We start from the raw sequence: 4,456 nt of genomic DNA, 5'->3' as shown, positions 1-4,456 counted from the left end.
ACATCATTATTGTACAATATTACTAACTGCCCCAAGCATTAGTTGTATCTTTAATCAACAAAACTTAAGAATTGGACTTTGGACAAAAAAGAGTGTATTAGCGGATTTTTTCTGCGAAAAAAACGGCACATGACTTTAAGCCAGCACCGTAAAATAACTTCTTAAATTTAATCCCTCAGTCTTACATAACTTAAGTTTTACCTAAGCTGTTTGCGCTTCATCCTTAACAGCTAAACGAGCCAAACCAAGACAAAGAATTGCATTTGTAATCAAGAACATCTGCGCCCAAATACCATTTCCTAAACCCCACACTGCGGGATCTACAAAAGCACTCACCGCCAAGCATACTGCCATGCCCAAGGATATACCGATCGCAAATCCTTTCCATTGCTGATTTCCTAATAATAATGCTACTAGAGCAAGGGGAATCAGAACACTGGCAAATACAGGGTTAAATGCATCTGTTCCCTGGATAGCATTACCTAATTCCGGGATGGAACTACCCAATACGCGGAAAGGCCATTGAGGTAGGTCAAAGATGTAAAATCCTTTGAGGAAGAATAGCCCAGAACTACCAAAGATTAAACCACTAGATAAAGACCAACTCCAGGCAAAGGGGAAGTAAACCCGGAGGAACCAAGCCAATAGATAGGAACCCACAACCATGAGAACTTTGGGTAACAGTGCATAAGCACCACCGTCAAACCAAAATCTGGGGTTGAGATAACCATTTTCCCGTAACCAACGGAAGAAATCTTGGAAGCTGATTTGTCCTTGGGATGCTAACTTAACAGCCTCTTCGGCGTTGATTTTGCCTGCACCGTAGTAGTTTAAACCATCATCGGCTACTACCCTGGCAGATTTTTCTAGAACTTGCAGAACTGCATCTGGCTCTTGAATCCCACTAGCTTTTACCAATGCAGCCACACCGGCGACGTGGGGGGATGCCATGCTAGTGCCTTGCAAACCAACCAATACTGACTTACCAGTTTCCGGGTCAATGGTTTCTTGTAAAATCTTTCCAGCTTCGCTACCACCAGGAGCAGAAATATCTACCCCAGCACCATAGTTAGAATAGGGTGCTTTTTCTCCATCGGCACCAAAGGAGGAAACCCCAATTACATGGGTATAACGAGCGGGATAAGCGGCGGAATTTTCGTTCTCGTTTCCAGCAGCAGCAATAATCACTACACCTTTTTTATAGGCATACTCAACTGCTTCCTTCATTAACTTACTTTCACCACCACCACCCAGGCTCATATTAATAACATCTGCCCCATTATCGGCGGCAAATTTGATGGCTTCAGCGATGTCAGCAACAGTACCACCACCGTAATCACTCAATACCTTCAAGGGCATGAGATTGGCTTCATAGGCTACCCCTGCCACACCATAGTTGTTATTGGTAGCCTGGGCAACAGTACCCGCAACGTGGGTTCCATGTCCATTGTCGTCATCTGCTGCTTCCTTATCATTGACAAAGTCATAGCCTTTGACGAACTTTGTTTCTGCCAAATCTCGGACTTGGGTAACACCGGTGTCAATTACCGCTACAGTGACTCCATTGCCCTTATTTTGACTCCAAGCACCTTCAATACCGATATTATGTAAATTCCATTGCTGGCTATAATAAGGGTCATTAGGGCCACTGGCATGATCCCCAAAAAGAGAAATTCCTGATGATAAAGGAACGTTTTCTTGCTGAGGAATTTTGTATATGTAATTTGGTTCAATAAACTCTGTATTTTTAGCAAACTGGGATTTGCGTAGAGCTTTTAGTCGTTGGCGATCGCCCCTGATAATATACACATTATCCTTAGCCGAAAACTGGTTATCCAGCCTGGGTGTAACATCATATTGTTTGGCGATCGCTTGTAAATCCTGCTGGACTAACTCTTGGGGAATATCCTCCCGAAAATCCAACAGAATTGTCTCAAATTTCCCTTGTGCCGCCAATCCCTGAAAATTCAGGAAGCCAAAAATGGCTGCACTCAAACCGATAAAAAACAGACAAAATAATATAAGCTTTCTCATATCAACTCATTAAATTATGAAAGCTACTTTGTTCACTAACATAACTTATTAATTAGTGATATTGCTTGAATTTGCAATATAGTTTTAATCAAATCTTGCTAATATCCTCTTGGTGAACATAGTCGGTTAATCCGTGTAGCTGCGTAGTAGCTTGCCGTAATTATCAGGTGATGGGGCGATAGAAGAGGTGATATCATATCCGGTTAAAGACTTATGGTTAAGACTGCAAGGGGGCAGGGTGCAGGGTGCAGGGGGAGAAAGAGTTTTAAGATGTTTGCACCATGATCCGAATAATAACTAATCTCCCGAACTTGATATGAAATTTAATTCATTTGTTCAATATATTCTTCTGAACTAGAGATACATACCTATGGAACGTGGTCTTTTATGGTTGCCCTTATTAGCAATATTTATTGGTCTAGCTTGGCAAGGAGCAAAGGAATATCAAAAAGTCGAGGCTTATCGCCATTGGGCAGAACAATTTGAACGAGCCAAATACGACATACTTGCTGTTATTGGTCAAAAAGGTGACGAAATTACTTGGGGAAAACCCACAAAGGAAGAACCCGTAGATTTACAAACATTTTCTTTGTTTGATGTCAGTAAAGTCATTGTTTTAGTAGATGAGGAAGAAATAGATATAGAAAATATACCAACAAAAGGTCGAGCGATCGCTCTCCAATTTTTCTTCACCCAACCCGATAATTCCGTACAAATTCCCTTTACCGAAATTCCTCTAGCCGCAGAATGGTGTAAGTTCCTACAAGGAGAATTACAACGGTTGCAAAAAACAGGTGGTTGATAGTTGATAGTTGATGGTTGATAGTTGATGGTTGATAGTTAGTTATTTCATCTCCCCATACTTCCCACACTTCCCACACTTCCCACACTCCTTTCACTCCTTCTCTCCTTCACTCCTTCCCTCCCTCACTCCTTCTCTCTATGACTACCAACAAAAAAACCCCCGTCGCTTTAACCATCGCCGGCTCAGATAGTGGTGGTGGTGCAGGAATACAAGCTGATTTACGTACCTTTGCCTTTCACTGTGTCCACGGTACTAGTGCCGTTACTTGCATTACAGCGCAAAATACATTGGGGGTAAATAGGGTTGATGCCATGACTCCAGAAGCAGTAGTAGGGCAAATACGGGCAGTATATGAAGATATTGGTGTACAAGCGGCAAAAACCGGAATGCTACTCAATCAAGAAATTATTGCCGCAGTTTCCCAACAAGTAAAAACCTGGAAAATAGCCAATCTCGTCGTTGATCCGGTGATGGTATCCCGCACGGGAGTACAATTAATTTCTGATCAGGCAATAAAAACATTGGGAGATTCACTTATACCCCAGGCTTTAATTGTGACACCAAATCGCTACGAAGCAGAAATTTTAACTGGTTTACCAATTCACTCTCTGGAGGATATGACTAAAGCCGCTCGCACCATTCACCGGGATTTAGGAGCAAAAACAGTTTTAGTTAAGGGTGGAGGAATGCAGGGTGATTTACGAGGTGTAGATATTTGGTTTGATGGACAACAGTTAGAAACCTTGCAAACCCAACAAATAGATACTAAAAATACCCATGGTACTGGTTGTACACTCTCAGCTGCGATCGTGGCTAATCTGGCACAAGGTAAAGATATATTGCCAGCAGTATTACAGGCAAAGCAATATGTTACTACTGCTTTGAACTATTCTTTAAATATAGGTCAAGGGCAAGGCCCTGTGGGGCACTTTTTCCCCTTATTGATGAACATTGAAAAAAATGACTGAGAAAAAAGGGTACAAACCCCCAAATTAATTTGTGAAAAAATTAGAAATAATTGTACCGCGATGCATAAGCACTCTTTCCCAATAATTCCTTTCTTGATGCAGTCGCTCATGAGGAGACCAATGCCAGTCGTCTGCGACGGGAAACTCCTCCGGGTTGCGCCACTTGCTTTATGCCGGGAAACCCGTCCACCGCAATGGCTTACCGTCTACAACGCTGGCTCCCCAAGACCGCGCTGCATCGCTATTTCAAGCTCCTACATTCATGTATGGGGTTTCTCCCCTACTCCCTACTCCCTACTCCCTAATTAACCCCTGTTCAACAGGAGTGTGGTGGGAGTCCTCTTGTAGAAAAGAGACAAAAGCAATACCTATAAAAATATCTTTGCTCATGGAGCTATTTTAGATTATTCTTTGGCATACATAGTCTAAATGCTAATTTTTTTACATTAGTAGAAAAGACCTGAAGTACAAAAAATATTTGACAATTAGCAATGCGAACCATTAGAGAATCCACTCATCAATCACCAGGTACAACCCTTCCCAACTATTCTCCGTCTGTACCCCTCTCTGTTTACCGAGATTTAGCAGCAGAGTTAAAAGCTACCCAAGCTAAATTAGATACTGTAACTAACAAAAATCAAAAACTAAG

The 4,456-nt window shown here is 42.0% G+C and carries 3 protein-coding genes; 2 read left to right on the top strand and 1 reads right to left on the bottom strand.

Features of this window, described 5'->3' with window-relative positions; translation table 11 throughout:
• Positions 1-201: 201 nt before the first annotated feature.
• Positions 202-2,034 carry a S8 family peptidase gene (locus CALSC_RS13185; protein ID WP_088241798.1) on the bottom strand — a complete coding sequence of 611 codons (1,833 nt, stop codon included), beginning with the start codon at positions 2,032-2,034 and terminating at the stop codon, positions 202-204.
• A 370-nt stretch (positions 2,035-2,404) separates the two neighbouring features.
• Between CALSC_RS13185 and CALSC_RS13180 the strand changes: the two genes are divergently transcribed.
• Positions 2,405-2,836: a hypothetical protein gene (locus CALSC_RS13180; RefSeq protein WP_088241797.1), complete on the top strand. Its 432-nt coding sequence runs from the start codon at positions 2,405-2,407 to the stop codon at positions 2,834-2,836.
• Positions 2,837-2,976: 140 nt separating this feature from the next.
• Complete coding sequence (gene thiD / locus CALSC_RS13175; RefSeq protein WP_088241796.1) at positions 2,977-3,807, top strand: bifunctional hydroxymethylpyrimidine kinase/phosphomethylpyrimidine kinase; 831 nt, start codon at positions 2,977-2,979, stop codon at positions 3,805-3,807.
• Positions 3,808-4,456 lie beyond the last annotated feature (649 nt).

This window comes from Calothrix rhizosoleniae SC01, assembly GCF_900185595.1.
GTDB lineage: Bacteria > Cyanobacteriota > Cyanobacteriia > Cyanobacteriales > Nostocaceae > Calothrix_A > Calothrix_A rhizosoleniae.
This window is presented reverse-complemented; position numbering and strand designations above follow the sequence as displayed.

Bases quoted from the DNA above. Each gene is read 5' to 3' on its own strand.
- CALSC_RS13185 (WP_088241798.1), bottom strand. From the start codon at position 2,034: ATGAGAAAGCTTATATTATTTTGTCTGTTTTTTATCGGTTTGAGTGCA.
- CALSC_RS13180 (WP_088241797.1), top strand. From the start codon at position 2,405: ATGGAACGTGGTCTTTTATGGTTGCCCTTATTAGCAATATTTATTGGT.
- thiD (WP_088241796.1), top strand. From the start codon at position 2,977: ATGACTACCAACAAAAAAACCCCCGTCGCTTTAACCATCGCCGGCTCA.